The sequence below is a fragment of the Staphylococcus roterodami genome (assembly GCA_022493055.1).
GTDB lineage: Bacteria > Bacillota > Bacilli > Staphylococcales > Staphylococcaceae > Staphylococcus > Staphylococcus singaporensis.
The window spans coordinates 223,652-239,969 of the sequence record CP092781.1; the positions used below are offsets into that span (position 1 = coordinate 223,652).

Genomic DNA, 16,318 nt, shown 5'->3' on the forward strand with positions numbered 1-16,318 from the left:
AGTCACATTATAGACATAATTATAGAGTGCGTAATGATTGTAAAATCAAGGGTTTGGAATCGATTGAATGTTATTAAAATGTTTAAATGAAAATATTGTTCGGAACATAAAAAGTTGATTTGATTTAATTTTAAAATGTGTGTGCAAAATAAAATAAGCAATTGGAGTAAATGGCATCAAAAGAATCATTAAGTTTCTATGGTGTATAATGTAACTATAAGAATGGGTTTGTATGTAAAGAAGTCGAAGATGTAATGAGAATAAATGTTTTACAACATACACCGAACGAAGGCTTAGGATATATTAGGGAGTGGGCTAAAGAGAGAGGTCATACTGTTTATATTTATCATCCATATTGTTATAAAGGTGTGTTGCCCCGTGCCGATGAAACAGATATGTTAGTCATTCTTGGAGGACCAATGAGTCCTGATGATAATATACCTTGGATTAAAAATGAGAGGCAATTAATATTGGAATTGATGGCTAAGCACAAACCGATATATGGTGCCTGTTTTGGAGCACAACAAATTTCTAAAGCATTAGGAAATGAAGTTTTGAAATCACCCGTAAAAGAAGTGGGATGGGACGACGTGTATTTAGAGTCTGACATTATTTCCGACATACCAAGTCAATTAATGGCGCTGCATTGGCATGAGGATATGTTTCAGGTACCGGAACAAGCGACATTACTATTTTCTGGGAATCACATTAGAAACCAAGGATTTATCATTGGAAATAATGTAATTGGATTACAGTTTCATTTTGAACCTGGTCCAGATGATGTTAGGGAAATTGTTATAAATGATCATGAGTATATTGCTAATTCTGTTTTGCAACAGTCGGCGGATGACATTTTATCCTTTAAGGTACCAGAACAAAATAGAGTAACTATCTTCAAAATATTAGATTTTATAGTAAAAGCGTAATGACTAGGATGAATTTTTATTTAACAAATGTCGAATTTGAATGTGTTCAATTGCACAAAATATTTATATTAAATAATGGAAAATCCATCAATATTCAATTAAAATAGTTTTATTATGAAAATGAGAGTAGGTAAGTCTATGGAAGGTCTTAATCATCGAAGAGACACAGAAAAAGAAACAACAACACAAGAGCAATCGATTTTAGATCAAGATATGACAAAGGAAGAAGGGACATCAACAACAAAACAAAAAGCTGTTCATCAAAGTGTACAAACTAAGCAGACAGCGGATATACATAACAATAAATCTATAGAAAAACAAATGGATGATAAAGCATATGAGACAGCTCAGAATGCAGATTTAAAGCACGAAGCAAGGAGTTTGTTTGATAATGCGACGAAATCTATTGGTAGACTGGCAGGTAATGATGAAAGTTTAAACCTTAATTTGAAAGATATGTTTTCAGAAGTTTTTAAGCCACATACTAAAAATGAAGCAGATGAAATATTTATCGCGGGAACGGTAAAAACAACGCCGGCTATTTGTGATATTTCAGAAGAGTGGGGTAAACCTTGGCTCTTTTCACGTGTGTTTGTTGCCTTTACAGTGACATTTATTGCATTATGGGTCATGGCTGCATTTTTCAATAATACAAATGCGATTCCTGGTTTAATTTTTATTGGTGCATTAACAGTACCATTATCGGGTTTATTCTTCTTCTATGAATCAAATGCATTTAAAAATATAAGCATTTTTGAAGTCATCATCATGTTCTTTATTGGTGGCGTATTTTCATTATTAAGTACAATGGTGTTATATAGATTTGTCGTGTTCAGTGATCAATTTGAAAGATTTGGTTCGTTAACATTTTTCGATGCATTTTTAGTTGGATTGGTTGAAGAAACAGGTAAAGCACTTATTATTGTTTATTTTGTCAATAAATTGAAAACGAATAAAATTTTGAATGGTTTATTAATCGGTGCTTCCATAGGTGCCGGGTTTGCAGTTTTTGAATCGGCAGGTTATATTTTAAATTTTGCTCTAGGTGAAAATGTACCGTTATTGGATATTGTCTTCACACGTGCATGGACTGCAATTGGTGGTCATTTAGTGTGGTCAGCCATAGTCGGAGCAGCTATTGTTATTGCTAAAGAGCAACATGGTTTCGAGTTTAAAGATATTTTAGATAAACGATTTTTAATATTCTTTTTATCAGCTGTTGGGTTACATGGCATTTGGGATACATCATTAACGATTCTTGGCAGTGATACTTTAAAAATATTCATTTTAATCTTAGTCGTATGGATACTCGTATTCATTTTAATGGGTGCAGGGTTGAAACAAGTTAATACACTACAAAAAGAATTCAAAGAACAACAGAATAAAGTAGAAGAGTAAAAATTAAAGCTTATGTTGCTATGTGTTTTAGCGACATAAGCTTTTTTCGTACGTCGTAAAAATTTTAATACGAAGTGTAAAATTAAATGATATAGATTTATATGTCATCATAATTATAAGCATGATACTTACGAGTTGAGTATGTCATCCTTCAAATAAGGTTTTAATAGTAATAAGGTTTCATCAGCTTTATTTTGATAATCTGAATCACCGTTTAATGCAAAATTCACCATAACACCTAGTATAGCCGAAGTTAAAAAACATAATAATGTTGATTTACTTATACCTTCATTAATGACGCTTTCAGAAATTTTATTTTCAAGTTGTTTGTAAATAACAGTCTCTAGTTTTTTACTGAATAGTGCTGAAATTGAACTTTTGAATAAAACACTGAAAATGTCTTTATTGTTATATAAATATTCAAACCACTTAATATTACCAAGTTTAAAATTTATTTGCTCCTTGAAATGACATATCTCTACAAAATCTGAAATATAATCGCTCATAATATGTTCAACTAAATCATATTTATCATTGAAATGTGCGTAAAAGGTTCGTCTAACGATTTCAGATTTATCACATATATCTGTCACTGTGATGTCTTCGATGTGTTGCTCTTTTAACAACGTAATCATTGTTTGTTTCAATGTCCGTTGTGTTTTTTTAATACGTTTATCCATGATATAGCTCCTAAATATTGCTCGAAAATTAAGTACCTGTGCAATAAGTCTTTTTTCACTACCTTTTAAGTTTAAAAATGATCGGTGAAGGTATATATTAGTGTAACACTTGTTATTTAAAACACAAGTGAGTAATAAAAAGAGGTGATGTTAGTTGGAAAAGAAAAATATTTTAATCATAGGTGCAAGTGGTCAAATTTCTCAAGAGTTAATTGACTTATTATTAGATAAAACAGAACATCATTTAACACTTTACTTAAGAAATAAAGCGAAATTGATGAATATAGAAGATGGAAAACGCGTAACACTAATTGAAGCAGACGCAACAGATGAAGCTGCCTTGGAAAATGCATTGGATCAAATTGATGTTGTATTCGCTAGTTTAGCCGGTAATATAGATGAACAAGCTTATGCAATTGTATCAGCAATGGAAAATAAAAATGTGCAACGACTTATTTTTGTAACTGCATTAGGTATATATGATGAGGTGCCTGGCGCATTTGGCAAATGGAATAATGAGAATATTGGGCCATATCTTCCACCATATAAGAAAGCAGCAGAAATTATTGAAGGATCAAGCTTAGACTATACAGTATTACGTCCCGCATGGTTGACGAATAACGATGAGATTGAATATGAAACAACAATTAAAGGCGAAGATTTTAAAGGCACAGAAGTTTCGCGTAAAAGTGTTGCTGCATTAGGATTAGAAATCATTGAGAATCCTTCAATCCACGTTAACGAAAGTTTAGGCGTAAATAAACCAAATACAGATGGCGATAAGCCACACTGGTTATAAGGAGTTTTTGACATGGAAAAAGTAAATTTTAAAAGTAATAACTTAAATGTAGTAGCTAATATGTATTTCCCAGAAAATTTTGATGAAAATAATCAATATCCTGCTATTGTCGTTAATCATCCAGCAGGAGGCGTGAAAGAACAAACAGTTGGTTTATATGCAGAACGACTAGCAACTTTAGGTTATGTCACGATGGCTTATGATGCAAGTTATCAAGGTGAAAGTGAAGGACAACCACATAATTTAGAAAATCCATCATCACGTGTAGAAGATGTAAGAGCTGCTGTGGATTACTTTAATTCACTTGATTTTATTGATGATAGTCGTATTGGTGCGCTTGGTATTTGTGCAGGTGGTGGCTATACAATTAAAGCAGCGCAAACTGAAAAACGTATTAAAGCTGTAGTAGGCATTAGTGCTGCTGACATCGGTCAAAACTTCCGTAAAGGTTGGACGGGTAATCAAGATGAAAAAGACATTAATCCTTTATTAGAACAAGTTGCAGAACAAAGAAAAGCAGAAGCAAATGGTGCGCCACAAAAGCTAGTAGGTTTCGTTCCAGAAGAACCTACTGAAGATATGGATCAAGAAACAAAAGATGGGTGGGAATATTATCGTACGCCAAGAGCACAACATGAACGCTCAATTAATCAATTTCCATTTATTAGTTTCGATCGTATCATTGAATTTACTGCATTTGATTTAGTAGATAAATTATTGACACAACCTGTGTTGTTTATCGCTGGTAGTGAAGCTGGTACATTATGGCAAAGTGAAAATGCATATGAACGTGCACTAGAACCGAAAGATATCCACATTGTAGAAGGTGCGAATCATTTCGATATGTATGACAAAGAACCATTTGTAACAGAAGCGGTTGAAAAAATGAAATCATTTTATGGTCAATATTTATAGGACTTCCTATGAGATTGAAATAATATTATTTATGAGAAATGGCTGGTTTTGTGTTATAGCGAAACTAGCTATTTTTTATAATGAACAGATTATTAAATAGTTAATGTGAAAGTAAAAGATTAATAATCAATTTAAAGAGGAGAGGCGCAAACTAAATGGGGTTGGTCAGGAAATTAATATCTTGATAAAGAAATGGAACATTGGTTTTCAAAAAGTGTTTCACGTTAAACAATTAGTGACAATTAATTTTATGTAAAATGAACATGTTTCATGGAAGTATGTAATATTCAATTTTATTGAAGTATTAAAACAAAAAAGTAATACAATCACAAAAATAAAGTAAACCACATCACAATCATTACGAATGACTATGGTGTGGCTTTTTAAGGTTTAGGCGAGTCGTATAGGATGTCTATCGTTCAATCGTTGTTTGATAATCTATTAAATATATGCCTTCAGGAGTAACTTTATAATTTTTAACGTTAGAATTTGCAGCGACAATTTGATCATTATAGGCGATGTAACTATTTGGCACATCTTGGCTAGATAATTTGATAATGTCATTAGAAATATTGTGACGTTCATCAACATTAACGGTATGATTCAACTGATCAATTAAATCATCAACTTTACTATTATCATAGTTTCCTTTATTAATGGCACCATCTTTTTTATATGCTTGATTAAAGTAATAACCTGTATCACCGCGAGGGATTGTCCCAAAACTATACATCGTTGCATCCCATGCAGTACGGTCTTTTAAATAACCTTCAATGTCATCGACACTTTTAATATCGATATCAATGTTCGCCTTTTTAGCATCTGATTGTAGTACTTGTGCAATTTTAGATAATTCTGGACGACCATCATAAGTGATTAATTTAATTTTTAATGGATGATTTTTCGTATAACCTTCTTTGGCTAATAAATCCTTAGCTTTATCAATATTTTGCTTGGTCAATTTAGGCTCTTTAATGTAAGGTATTTTATCATTAAATGGACTTGTTGCAGGTTTTGCATAACCTTGATAAATATGGTCTGCAATACCTTGTCTATCAATGATATTGTCTAGTGCTTCGCGAACGGGCTTAGTCATTTTTTTATTTGTATGATTATACATAAGTAAAGAAGTTCTAAAACCAGACTTTTTCGATACTTTCAAATGCTTGTCGCTCGTAATATCTTCTACTTTATTAACAGGTACATCGGTAATTAAATCGGCTTTTTTAGATTCTAAATTTCTGACACGATTATTACCATCTTCTTGATACGTTACAGTAATATGATCTAATTTAGGTTTACCTTGCCAATAGTCTTTAAATTTTGCTAAAGATATTTTTTGTGATTGTTTATAATCTTTTATTTCATATGGTCCTGTACCAACAGGTGTTTGATTCACATCTGATTTTGCATCCGTGTCATAAATCGCCATAAATGGATTCGCTAATTCTGATACAAGTTCAGGATAAGCTGATTTCGTTTTAATCGTTAGTTTTTGACCTTTAGCAGTAATAGATGATATAGGTAATGAAAATATAACTAAATCACTTTTCTTCATGCTATTTTCCAGACTTGATTTTACTTTTTCAGCAGTTAGTTTTTGTCCATTTTGAAATTTTATATTGTCTTTTAACTCTAAATCTAATGTCGTATCATTTGGTTGATGATATGATTTTACTAATACTTTTTCGATTTTACCTTGATCATTTGTTTTGAATAAGGACTCTGCAGCACCAATTTTAACAGGTACATCTGTTTCATAAGGCGCAATGGACTTCGTTTTTAAAGGTAACGAGATATTTAAACCTTTGCCAGATGAATGTGTTGAACCACATCCTGATAATACTAAAGTTGCTGCTGCGATAATTGTCGCAAGACTTTTAAACTTCATTTCATAACACTCTCTTTCTAATTACTAATTTAAACCCAGCAAACATTATTTTAGAACTTTGTTTGTATAAAGTAAAATATTGCTTAAGTTTAGTAATTTTAAAAATACTATTAACCTTAGTAATTATATTTTAAAAAAATCGAATATTAGAAATGAAGTTAACGGCATGTATAGTGATTTATGCCATACACATATGCTTAAGTATTGAGTAACTGCTGAAGTATAACAGCTTGGTTATGTTCAATATCTTTGGCGGCATATAACAATAGAATATGATTATGTTTTTCAACAAGACCTTTTAATTCTTTGAAAGCAGCATTTTGAGCATCATTATCACGCAACTCTTTTTTATACTTTTCTTTAAAAGCACCAAAAAGTCTTGGGTCATGATGGAACCATTTTCTCAACTCAGTAGAAGGGGCGACGTCTTTTAACCAATAATCAATATTCGCAGTACTTTTCGACATACCTCTAGGCCATACTCTATCAACTAATACACGAATGGCATCAGTCTGTTCTTTGTGATCGTAAATTCGGGCGATATCTATGGTCATTTTGTAAACTCCTTTTTTGTGAAATTCAATGCGCATTCCTTCATCCTAAAAATGCCTTAAAATTAAAAACGAGGTTGACGCATAGAGTTTTTGTGCTCTGGGAAACCGATTAACGGCGTCCCAAAAGCAGGATTTTCGGCAGAAACTCTCACGATTCGACAAAATTTCGAAAACAATTTTGCTCATCGTTCGGTTCTGCTCAAATCCTAAACGCTTTTGTCCAGACCTCGTTTTACATACGTGTTATTTATTTTTACGTTTAGTTAAATACTTTAAACCAATGGCGAAGACAGTATAGCCAGTAATTGTTTGCACCAATGTTTTAATTAAATTGTTGTTTTTAACGATGATATTTGCAGTAATAATGCTTGTGAAATATAATGCAAATACTTTAATGTATCGTTGGTTAAGTTTCATATCGACACTAAACCTCTTTCCTTAATTAGACTGCAACACTTAATCTTGGAATAAATGTTTCATAATGGACGCGATTCATATCGTAATTTAAAGACTTAAGTGCTTCAATCATAGATTGTAAGAATTTTGTACCACCACAGATATAAATTTCAGGTTTATTCTCTAAAAATACTTTTAATTCTTCAGCACCAATATAGCCTTGTTCATCTTTTAAATGTGTATATACGTTAGCATTGCCATGATGACGCGCGATACTGTCGAAGTTGTCTTTAAATGGTAAGTGTTCTTCATTTTCAGCAACTTGAACCATCTGTGTATCTATACCTTTCGCACTAGCAGCTTCAAACATTGCAACTAAAGGTGTTACACCAATACCAGATCCTAAGAATAGTTGTGGTACAGTCGTATTTTCTAATACGAATCCACCTACTGGTGCAGCTAAATTAATCATATCGCCTTCTTTAATTTCGTCATGTAAAATTGTAGAAACTTCGCCTTCATGTTCTGTTGTGACATCACGTTTAACGCCAAAAGTTAAATGGTTTTTATCACCTGATACGATAGAATAGTGACGTTTAGCTCTATATGGAAGTTTGTCACTAGAAACATCAACTGTGATGTATTGGCCTGGTGTAAATTTACTAAAGTCATATGCATCAGTTTCAACAGTAAATGATTTAATGTCTGCAGATTCTTGCTTAATGTTAGTGATTTTGAACGGTTTGAAACCAATCCACATCATCTGATCATAAATGTCTTTTTCAATTTGGATAAACACATCTGCTATAACACCGTATGCTTTTGCCCAAGCTTGAATGACAGGATCATTTTCTTCTAATCCAGTAACATCTTGAATTGCTTTTAATAAATTTTCCCCCACGATTGGATAATGTTCAGCGTAAACTTGTAACGCGCAGTGTTTATATGCAACTGGCATAATGACTGGTTTAATAACACTTAAGTTGTCTATGTTAACAGCTGCGGCCATCACAGCTTGTGCTAGTGCTGAAGATTGCATGCCTCTTTTTTGGTTTGTTTGATTAAACATGTTTAAAAGTTCAGGGTGAGCTTTAAACATTTTTGGATAAAAGATTGATGTAATTTCAGTACCTTTCTCTTTAAGCAAAGGAACCGTTTGTTTGATAATGTCTTTCTCTTGTTCTGTAAGCATGATACTCCTCCTTTAATCTGTGTAATTTGATTATTCTACTAAAAAAATTAATATTCAATTGATTGGTTTTGGAAAATATAAATAAATTGGCAAATTTGATAATTGTATGACGTTTTTAATTTTTTTATGTTAGAACGAGAGGGATTGTGTACAATAATTTATTCGAACTTTAACGATTGAACTCATTTATTTGGGATTTGCAAAAGAATTTGTTGGTGAAAGTAGAATTAATTGCTGTTAATCGATATGTGAATGTAATTTAGTCAAAGGAACAAATAAAATTTACAATGTAAACGGATACAAATAAAAAAGGTGTAAAAATTAAAATAAAATGTGAAATAAATCACAATAAATCGTTGACCAATCGATTTATGCATGTTACATTTTATATGTGAAATAAATCACAAACTTAAAAGTGTAAGACACATGACCTTTTAAGTTATGCGTTGAAAATCAAAGAGATGTTTATTTGCTTTTGTATCATCATTAAGCAGTAATTAATAACTAAAATGCTTTCTAGTGTAAGTGGTGTTTTAGTGAACTAATCATAAGGGAGTTTTTGTAATGAACAAATTTAAAGGGAACAAAGTTGTATTAATAGGTAATGGTGCAGTAGGTTCAAGCTATGCATTTTCATTAGTAAACCAAAGCATTGTCGATGAATTAGTAATCATTGACTTAGACACTGAAAAAGTTCGAGGAGACGTTATGGACTTAAAACATGCCACACCATACTCTCCTACAACAGTACGTGTAAAAGCTGGCGAGTACAGCGATTGTCATGATGCTGATTTAGTTGTAATTTGTGCTGGTGCTGCACAAAAACCTGGAGAAACACGTTTAGACTTAGTATCTAAAAATTTGAAAATATTCAAATCAATCGTTGGTGAAGTTATGGCATCTAAGTTTGATGGTATTTTCTTGGTAGCTACAAATCCAGTTGATATATTAGCGTATGCAACATGGAAGTTCTCTGGATTACCTAAAGAGCGCGTTATAGGTTCAGGTACAATTTTAGACTCTGCACGCTTTAGATTATTATTAAGTGAAGCATTTGATGTTGCGCCACGTAGCGTCGATGCTCAAATTATTGGTGAACATGGTGATACTGAATTACCAGTATGGTCACACGCTAATATTGCAGGTCAACCTTTAAAGGAATTACTTGAAGAACGCCCAGAAGGCAAAGAACAAATTGAGCAAATTTTTGTTCAAACACGTGATGCAGCATATGACATCATTCAAGCTAAAGGTGCCACTTATTATGGTGTTGCGATGGGATTAGCTAGAATTACTGAAGCGATTTTCAGAAATGAAGATGCCGTATTGACTGTATCAGCATTATTAGAAGGCGAATACGAAGAAGAAGATGTTTATATTGGTGTTCCAGCAGTCATCAATAGAAACGGTATTCGTAATGTCGTTGAAATCCCATTAAACGACGAAGAACGTAGTAAATTTGCGCATTCAGCTAAAACATTAAAAGATATAATGGCTGAAGCCGAAGAACTAAAATAACTTTAATTTAAAAACCATACCATTCCAAAAATTGTAAAACCTTACCCAAAAAATTGTATAAAGGACTATTTGATATAGAGATATATCAGATAGTCCTTATTTTATTTTCAAAACAAAAATCAAATATGCAAAAAATAAAAAATGCCTCTACCAGTTCGATTTAATTAATACAGAATATGAAAGTCAAATTGATAGTCCTGTTAGGATCTTATTTGCAATATATACGATAATAAAAGCAACGAAACCAATTTTCAAATATACATGGAATTTATGGATCGCTGCTTTAATTTATGTTCATTTTATGCTTAAAATTAATCTCCGAGTAATTCTTCAATTTCATTTTTAATAACTGTTACATGTGGACCGTAGATGACCTGAACGCCGCTACCTTGTTGAATGACACCTTTAGCACCAGTACTTTCTAGCATTTCTTTATCAACATAATCGTTATGTTGGAGTGTGACACGTAATCGTGTAGCACAGCAATCAACGATTTCAATGTTATCTTTTCCACCTAAACCAGCTACAATAGTTTGTGCTCTTTCAGTTGCCTCAACTTGCTGTTGCAATTCTTTATCTTCTCGACCTGGCGTTTTAAAATTAAACTTCGTGATTAAGAAACGGAAGACGATATAGTACAAGCAGAACCACACAATGCCAATAGGTATCACATATAAATAGTTTGTTTTACTATTGCCTTGTAACACGCCAAAGAGTAAGAAGTCGATAAAGCCACCACTGAATGTTTGACCAATTGTAATATTGAAGATATCGGCTAACATAAATGCTAAACCATCAAAAAAGGCATGAATCACATAAAGAATTGGTGCGACAAATAGGAAACTAAATTCCAAAGGTTCAGTAATACCTGTTAAAAATGATGTTAGTGCAGCAGATAGCATTAAACCACCAACCACCTTTTTATTTTCAGGCTTAGCGGTATGATAAATAGCAAGTGCAGCACCACATAAGCCAAACATCATTGTAATAAATCGACCGGACATAAATCTAGAAACACCTGAATAATATTTAGTTACATATGGATCACCAAGTTGTGCGAAAAATATATTCTGTGTACCTTGAACCAAATGTCCTTTCACTTCTAACGTACCCCCAAGCGCTGTTTGCCAAAAAGGTAAGTAAAAAATATGGTGTAAACCAAGGGGACCTAACAATCTTAAAATAAAACCATATACAAATGTACCAATGGCACCTGTTTTTGTTACAAAACCACCAACATGATAAATACCTGCTTGAATTGTTGGCCAAATAAAGAACATGAAGACGCCTAAAAAAATTGCAGCAAAGGCAGTGACAATAGGGACAAATCGAGAACCACCAAAAAAGCCTAAGTAAGGTGGTAAGGTCACCTTATGATATTTATTATGAAGTAATGCGGTCATTATACCTGTAATAATCCCACCGAAAACACCTGTTTCAACAGTTTGTATACCTAGTACCATTCCTTGGCCACTTTGTGCGAGTTGATCTTTCGCTAATGTTCCTGTAATTGTTAATAGACCATTCATCGTCGCATTCATAATTAAAAATCCAAGTAGTGCAGCTAAACCAGCTGTACCTTTATCACTTCTAGATAAGCCAATTGCAACACCAATCGCAAAGATGACGGGCAAATTTTGAAAAACGATACTTCCTGCAGCTGACATTAATGTAAAAATATTTTGTAATAAGGTAATATCTAAGATAGGGTACGCTTTCACGGTGTTAGGATTACTTAATGCACCACCGATACCCAACAATAGACCTGCAGCTGGCAAGATTGCGATAGGTAGCATAAATGATTTGCCAAACTGCTGTGCTTTTTCAAATAAAGATTTCATTAACATCCCTCCTAATTAATCTCAATATAGCTTTTGAGAAATTTAATATCAATGTATATTCTGTGTATGAAAATATTTTTCATAAAAATTGTTTGAATCATGTAACAATCATATAAATCAGCATTTATATTGTTGTGAAAGGTAATTTTGAAAAGATTGGAATGTTAATGTATACAATTTTAAAAAGCGTGTTGATGAACCATTATATAAATTACTTGATAAAAAAACTTACAATTGAAAACAATACCGCTACGATATAATCACGAGTTTGAATATTAGTATGGCAACTTTTCAAGGTAATCATACGTAACTAATATAAATAAATTTACATAAGCACTTCGACGACAACTTAAGAAAGGCGGAAATTTATATGAAGAAAAAAATTATTATGGATTGTGACCCAGGACATGATGATGCGATAGCACTTATTTTAGCAGGCGCAAATGATAGTCCGTTAGATATATTGGCAGTAACGACTGTAGCGGGAAATCAAGCAGTTGAAAAGAATACGACCAACGCATTGAACGTATTAGATATTATGGGGCGTCAAGATATAGAAGTAGCCAAAGGTGCAGATAGGCCATTGATTAAACCGGCGGCCTTTGCGTCTGAAATACATGGAGAATCTGGCTTAGATGGTCCGAAACTACCTTCTACACCTTCACGTCAAGCAATTGAAATGTCAGCATCAGATGTCATTATTAATAAAGTATTGGCAAGTGATGTACCTGTCACAATTGTAGCAACAGGACCACTTACAAATATAGCAACAGCATTGATTCGTGAACCAAGAATCGCTAAACACATTGAATCTATTACTTTGATGGGTGGTGGCACTTTTGGTAATTGGACGCCTACAGCAGAATTCAATATTTGGGTAGATGCTGAAGCAGCGAAGCGTGTTTTTGAAAGTGGGATACCAATCCATGTGTTTGGTCTTGATGTAACGCATCAAGTATTAGCAACTAATGAAGTAATAAAACGCATTGAACGTATTAATAATCCTGTAGCACAGTTCGTTGTAGAACTACTAGAATTCTTTAAGACGACGTATAAAGAACATTTTAATATGGATGGCGGTCCAATTCATGATGCGTGTACGATTCTGTATTTATTACGACCAGATCTTTTTACAATGACACATGTCAATATCGACATTGAACACCAAAGTCCGTTAACATACGGGACAATGGCTGTTGATTTAAATCATGTTACAGGTAAGCCTGCCAATGCTTATTTTGCTACGGCAGTAAATGTTGAAGAAGTATGGAACGTAATGGAAGAAAAATTGCGTACATACGACTGATAGTCAATTAAATATATTTGTAAATTAGACCCTGAGGCACATTCTATATGTGTTTTGGGGTTTTATTTTGCTTGTTTAAGAAGTTTGTGTTGCTTTAGTCTACGCCATTGAATAATGAAAATAGCTTAACAAACTATGCACTGTTAATAGACTTGGAAAAAGTTAAATTGCTTTATTTTAAAAGAATTAAATTACAAAAAAATACCGCTATAATTAAAATATTGTCAACAAATCACAATGATGTACAAATTGATTTTAAAAATATGTGTTCAATGTGTGTACATCGATGTGATGATTGATGATAAATTGAGCTCAGATGCTCAAAGGAGGATCGGACATGAACGTGGATAATCAACAAATACTAAGAGAAATTGTATTGAATCCTACAATTCATGGTAAAGAACTTGAATCAATATTTGGACTGTCTAGACGGCAATTAGGCTATCGTATTCAAAAAATCAATCTATGGCTAGAGCAAGAAGGTTATCCGAAGGTTGAACGAACAAGCCGAGGGAATTTTATTGTAAGTTCTGAAATCATGACGTTATTTAAACAAGAATTAAGAGATGAACAAAGTACAAATGCACAACAGATGATTTTCAGTATTGAAACACGTCGATATTATTTAATGCTAATGCTTTTTAGCAAAGAAAATGCAATGTCTCTTAATCATTTTGCGATTGATTTACAAGTTAGTAAAAACACTATTATTCACGATTTGAATCATGTGAAAAATTTGCTTGAAAGCCAAGGACTGGCACTTAAATATTCTCGTAAACGTGGATATGAATTAGTAGGGGATGAATTTGAAATTCGACGTTTTTTCATTAAATTAATTGATCAGAGATTGGACCATGATATTACGAAAAGTGAAGTTTTGAAGGCGCTCAATCTTACATTTGAAGATATCGCATTTCAAAAAGACAAAATCAAACAAGTGGAACAATTTTTGAAAAGCCAATTTATTGATAAATCATTGAGTTCGTTGCCATATGTTCTATGTGTCATTCGTAGAAGAATTAAAAGTGGGCATGTCATTAATCCGTTAAATATTAATTATCGATATTTAAGGGATACGAAGGAATACGCAGCAACAGAAATTATGACGCAAGACGAACTAGGGGTACCAGAAGCGGAAAAACTATATTTAACATTGCACCTGTTATCAACTAGTGTTCAATGGACTGATTTGCAAGAATCTGATAACTTGTCGAATTTAACCGAAGCTATTGAACAAATGATTCGTCATTTCGAGCAAATAACGTTTATCAATATCGAAGATAAGGAGAAACTTTCGAATCAATTATTGTTGCATTTAACGCCCGCCTTTTATCGAATTAAATATAATCTGACGGATCGTGATGAATTGATAGACCCTTTGCAAGGAAATTATAAATCGTTATTTCATATGGTGAAACAATCATGTCAATCATTAACTGAATATTTCGGAAAATCTTTACCAGACAATGAAATTGCGTATTTAACAATGTTGTTCGGAGGTAGCTTGAGACGTCAAGATGAAAATTTCGATGGAAAGATTAAGGCGATTATTGTATGTACTCAAGGCACATCGGTATCACAAATGATGTTATATGAATTACGAAGTTTATTCCCAGAAATCATTTTTTTAGATGCAATTTCACTTAGAACATTTGAAAATTACGCTCTGGATTATGACATCGTCTTTTCACCAATGTTCATATTAACGCATAAAAAATTGTTTATCACAAAGGTAGCATTATCCAAAAATGAACAGCGTAAATTACGCAAAGAAGTAATGAAGTATATCAATAAAGAGTCGGCAGATATTGAGAAAGAAATTAATAAGCTAATGGCGTTGATTGAACGAACTACAACTGTCAATGACATAAGTGAACTGCGTGAAGGTCTTGAAGATTTTGTTGCGAATTACAATTCTATTTCAACAATTAATGGTTCTATTGTTACCCAAAGTAAGACATTAGATTTAGTGGATTTAATACCAGCAAGACATATTGTGCGAGCTCATCGAGTCCATAATATTGATGAAGCAATTACAAAAGCGAGTGACATTTTGGTTAGAAATCATTTTATTGATGAACAGTATATTCATGAGATGCAACAAGCGTTCGATGATTCCTATATGGTAATCATGCAAAATATCGCTATTCCACACGCTTATTCGGAATATTATGTTCATAAAACCGCGATGAGTATGCTCGTATTACAAGAACCATTATACATGTCAGATGGCACGCCGATTCATATTATTGTACCAATTGCTGCTGTTGATAAAGTGACGCATCTAAGAGCATTACTACAATTAAGAGATTTAGCACAAAATCAAGATGCAATTAATCAAATTATTCGTAGTCGAAAAAATTATGATGTGAATCAGATTTTAAATACATTTTCAAATAAAGAAACGAGGGGAAATGGATGGGACACCGATTAATCCATGAAGAGAATATAATCATCAATTTGTCGGCAACTGATAAAGAATCAGTATTATCGCAAATGTCAGATGTGTTGTATCAAAACGGTTTTGTAAAATCAACGTTTAAAGATGCAGTCATTGAAAGAGAAAAAGAATTTGCGACGGGATTACCGACACATCTTTGTTCGGTAGCCATACCACACACAGATGTCGAACATATTAATAATAGGACGATAGGTGTGGCTATTTTAGAAAAAGAAGTACCGTTTGTTGAAATGGGGACACTTGATCAACAGACTGATGTGAAAATTGTCTTTATGTTAGCTATGGACAAGGTAGATGATCAACTTAAGCTATTACAGCAGTTGATGCAGATTTTTCAAAGTGAAGAAAAACTAGAACAGATTCTACGAACGAAAGACCAAGCAGCTTTAGCAACAATTATCAATGGATATTTGGAATATAACTAAAATTAAACTGGAGGAA

General features: G+C 32.9%; 14 protein-coding genes. 8 read left to right on the forward strand and 6 right to left on the reverse strand.

What is annotated here, in order from left to right:
• The first annotated feature begins 254 nt into the window (after positions 1-254).
• Together ML436_00930 and ML436_00935 are read left to right on the forward strand one after the other, a co-directional pair.
• Positions 255-926 (forward strand): type 1 glutamine amidotransferase, encoded by a 672-nt coding sequence (locus ML436_00930; GenBank protein ID UMT78352.1) that lies wholly within the window; start codon positions 255-257, stop codon positions 924-926.
• Between the two features lie 213 nt (positions 927-1,139).
• Positions 1,140-2,324 carry a PrsW family intramembrane metalloprotease gene (locus ML436_00935; protein UMT79461.1) on the forward strand — a complete coding sequence of 395 codons (1,185 nt, stop codon included), beginning with the start codon at positions 1,140-1,142 and terminating at the stop codon, positions 2,322-2,324.
• Between the two features lie 128 nt (positions 2,325-2,452).
• Here ML436_00935 and ML436_00940 read toward each other — a convergent pair whose 3' ends face one another.
• Positions 2,453-3,004, reverse strand: a complete 552-nt coding sequence (locus ML436_00940) for a TetR/AcrR family transcriptional regulator (GenBank protein ID UMT78353.1) — start codon at positions 3,002-3,004, stop codon at positions 2,453-2,455.
• Between the two features lie 154 nt (positions 3,005-3,158).
• On the opposite strand from ML436_00940, the gene ML436_00945 reads away from it, so the two are divergent.
• A complete protein-coding gene (locus ML436_00945) occupies positions 3,159-3,803 on the forward strand; it encodes an SDR family oxidoreductase (protein ID UMT78354.1) in 645 nt (214 codons plus the stop codon).
• A gap of 12 nt (positions 3,804-3,815) precedes the next feature.
• Positions 3,816-4,718 (forward strand): alpha/beta hydrolase, encoded by a 903-nt coding sequence (locus ML436_00950; protein ID UMT78355.1) that lies wholly within the window; start codon positions 3,816-3,818, stop codon positions 4,716-4,718.
• A gap of 412 nt (positions 4,719-5,130) precedes the next feature.
• Here ML436_00950 and ML436_00955 read toward each other — a convergent pair whose 3' ends face one another.
• The 4 genes from ML436_00955 to ML436_00970 all read right to left on the reverse strand — a co-directional run bounded on the left by ML436_00955 (position 5,131) and on the right by ML436_00970 (position 8,751).
• Positions 5,131-6,609, reverse strand: a complete 1,479-nt coding sequence (locus ML436_00955; GenBank protein ID UMT78356.1) for an ABC transporter substrate-binding protein — start codon at positions 6,607-6,609, stop codon at positions 5,131-5,133.
• A 197-nt stretch (positions 6,610-6,806) separates the two neighbouring features.
• Positions 6,807-7,163, reverse strand: a complete 357-nt coding sequence (locus tag ML436_00960; protein ID UMT78357.1) for a DUF488 domain-containing protein — start codon at positions 7,161-7,163, stop codon at positions 6,807-6,809.
• A gap of 243 nt (positions 7,164-7,406) precedes the next feature.
• Positions 7,407-7,580, reverse strand: a complete 174-nt coding sequence (locus tag ML436_00965; protein UMT78358.1) for a hypothetical protein — start codon at positions 7,578-7,580, stop codon at positions 7,407-7,409.
• Between the two features lie 25 nt (positions 7,581-7,605).
• Positions 7,606-8,751: an FAD-binding oxidoreductase gene (locus ML436_00970; GenBank protein UMT78359.1), complete on the reverse strand. Its 1,146-nt coding sequence runs from the start codon at positions 8,749-8,751 to the stop codon at positions 7,606-7,608.
• A gap of 564 nt (positions 8,752-9,315) precedes the next feature.
• On the opposite strand from ML436_00970, the gene ML436_00975 reads away from it, so the two are divergent.
• Positions 9,316-10,269, forward strand: coding sequence for an L-lactate dehydrogenase (locus tag ML436_00975; GenBank protein ID UMT78360.1), 954 nt, complete (start codon positions 9,316-9,318; stop codon positions 10,267-10,269).
• 311 nt (positions 10,270-10,580) lie between these two features.
• On the opposite strand, the gene ptsG is transcribed toward ML436_00975, so the two are convergent.
• Positions 10,581-12,110, reverse strand: a complete 1,530-nt coding sequence (gene ptsG / locus ML436_00980; protein UMT78361.1) for a glucose-specific PTS transporter subunit IIBC — start codon at positions 12,108-12,110, stop codon at positions 10,581-10,583.
• A 370-nt stretch (positions 12,111-12,480) separates the two neighbouring features.
• Between ptsG and ML436_00985 the strand changes: the two genes are divergently transcribed.
• The 3 genes from ML436_00985 to ML436_00995 all read left to right on the forward strand — a co-directional run bounded on the left by ML436_00985 (position 12,481) and on the right by ML436_00995 (position 16,302).
• The gene (locus tag ML436_00985; GenBank protein UMT78362.1) at positions 12,481-13,416 is read left to right on the forward strand and encodes a nucleoside hydrolase; all 936 of its coding nucleotides are present in this window, start codon (positions 12,481-12,483) and stop codon (positions 13,414-13,416) included.
• Between the two features lie 337 nt (positions 13,417-13,753).
• Positions 13,754-15,850 (forward strand): BglG family transcription antiterminator, encoded by a 2,097-nt coding sequence (locus ML436_00990; protein UMT78363.1) that lies wholly within the window; start codon positions 13,754-13,756, stop codon positions 15,848-15,850.
• A complete protein-coding gene (locus ML436_00995; GenBank protein UMT78364.1) occupies positions 15,835-16,302 on the forward strand; it encodes a PTS sugar transporter subunit IIA in 468 nt (155 codons plus the stop codon). The genes ML436_00990 and ML436_00995 overlap by 16 nt, the downstream gene beginning before the upstream one ends.
• The last annotated feature ends 16 nt before the right edge of the window (positions 16,303-16,318 follow it).

Bases quoted from the DNA above. Each gene is read 5' to 3' on its own strand.
- ML436_00960 (UMT78357.1), bottom strand. From the start codon at position 7,163: ATGACCATAGATATCGCCCGAATTTACGATCACAAAGAACAGACTGAT.
- ML436_00990 (UMT78363.1), top strand. From the start codon at position 13,754: ATGAACGTGGATAATCAACAAATACTAAGAGAAATTGTATTGAATCCT.
- ML436_00985 (UMT78362.1), top strand. From the start codon at position 12,481: ATGAAGAAAAAAATTATTATGGATTGTGACCCAGGACATGATGATGCG.
- ML436_00930 (UMT78352.1), top strand. From the start codon at position 255: ATGAGAATAAATGTTTTACAACATACACCGAACGAAGGCTTAGGATAT.
- ML436_00995 (UMT78364.1), top strand. From the start codon at position 15,835: ATGGGACACCGATTAATCCATGAAGAGAATATAATCATCAATTTGTCG.
- ML436_00940 (UMT78353.1), bottom strand. From the start codon at position 3,004: ATGGATAAACGTATTAAAAAAACACAACGGACATTGAAACAAACAATG.
- ML436_00935 (UMT79461.1), top strand. From the start codon at position 1,140: ATGACAAAGGAAGAAGGGACATCAACAACAAAACAAAAAGCTGTTCAT.
- ptsG (UMT78361.1), bottom strand. From the start codon at position 12,110: ATGAAATCTTTATTTGAAAAAGCACAGCAGTTTGGCAAATCATTTATG.
- ML436_00965 (UMT78358.1), bottom strand. From the start codon at position 7,580: ATGAAACTTAACCAACGATACATTAAAGTATTTGCATTATATTTCACA.
- ML436_00975 (UMT78360.1), top strand. From the start codon at position 9,316: ATGAACAAATTTAAAGGGAACAAAGTTGTATTAATAGGTAATGGTGCA.
- ML436_00955 (UMT78356.1), bottom strand. From the start codon at position 6,609: ATGAAGTTTAAAAGTCTTGCGACAATTATCGCAGCAGCAACTTTAGTA.
- ML436_00970 (UMT78359.1), bottom strand. From the start codon at position 8,751: ATGCTTACAGAACAAGAGAAAGACATTATCAAACAAACGGTTCCTTTG.
- ML436_00950 (UMT78355.1), top strand. From the start codon at position 3,816: ATGGAAAAAGTAAATTTTAAAAGTAATAACTTAAATGTAGTAGCTAAT.